The organism is Tardiphaga sp. OK246, from assembly GCF_900188215.1.
GTDB lineage: Bacteria > Pseudomonadota > Alphaproteobacteria > Rhizobiales > Xanthobacteraceae > Tardiphaga > Tardiphaga robiniae.
On the sequence record NZ_FZOX01000019.1, the window covers coordinates 1 to 1,227 of the forward strand.

1 protein-coding gene is annotated in these 1,227 nt (G+C 63.4%); it reads right to left on the bottom strand.

What is annotated here, in order from left to right; genetic code table 11:
• Window positions 1-1,227 (bottom strand): T1SS-143 repeat domain-containing protein (locus CHC01_RS31735; RefSeq protein ID WP_244558599.1); only part of this gene is annotated, 1,227 nt, incomplete at both ends.

Sequence of the window (1,227 nt, forward strand, 5' to 3'; positions counted from 1 at the left end):
GCCGTCCGCACTGAGGCTGTAGTTCAGCTCTGCTCCGTTGGAGTGCAGATGCTGCGATGTCAGCGTGGCCATGATGCCGGTGGTGAACACCACCGAACGATCGCCATTGGCCTGCGTGCTGCTGAAGCCGCCATTGACGACGCTGTTGGCGGAGTCCGCCCCCCAGGAGATGCCGAGCGTGTTGGTGCTGACGGCCGTGATGAACGGAAGATCGCCGATCCCACCTGGATTGCCGCCGGCCAGGCTGTCTTCGTTGACGAAGCCCGGGATCGGCAGAACGATCACTGGCGTGTCGTCGTTGACCGAAATGGCGAAGCTGCTCGCTGCCGTATCGCCATCGGAATCCGTCGCCACGAAGCCGAAGTTCAGCGTCAGATTGTCCTCGGTGCCCGCCACCGGATGGTCGAGATTGCCGAGCAACTCGAACGTATAGGTGCCTGAGTTGCTGTCGTTGAGCGTGACGCGGAACACATCGTGGCCACCGGCGCTCGCCGTCAACACGGTATGGTCGGCATTGTAGCTGTAGACCACCTGAACGCCATCGGCCGTCAAGCCGGCCGGCGCCACCAGATCCGTAGCGAAGGTCGCCGAGCGGTTGTTGGCCGTGCCGGAGTTGTTGTTGTCTGCGCCCCACGAGATGTTGAGCGAATGCGACGTCGTCGCTCCCACCAGGAACGCATCGTTCGGACCGAACGGATTGCCGCCCGGCAGGCCGCCGTCCTCGTCAACCTGGCCGCCCGTCACCGTGCCGATCACCGGCACGTCGTCCTGAACATGGACGGTGAAGTTGGTCGGCACGCTGTCGCCGTCGGCATCGGTTGCCGTGACGCCGAAGTTCAGCGGCAGGTCGTTGCTGTTGGGCCCCGTGGCCGGATGATCCAGATTGCCGTTCAGCGTGAAGCTGTATGAGCCGTGCGTCGAGGTCGGGTCCAACGTGACCGTGAACACCAGCGTCGAGCTGTTGTGGGTGCTGCCCTTATAGGCCAGCAACTGCTGGCCACCATTCGCCAGCGTCGTCACCTCATATTGCAGCGCCGTACCGTCCGAGGTCAGCGCCAGTGCATGACCGCTGCTGTCCAGCGGTACGCCACCGCTCAGGTTGAACGACAGCGCGCGTCCGAACGTGTCCGCACTGCCGGTGTGGATGTCGTCATCCGCACCCCAGTTCACGTTCAGCGCAATGTTCGACACCGACTTGACGTTGCTCGCATCGTAGCTGCCGCCATT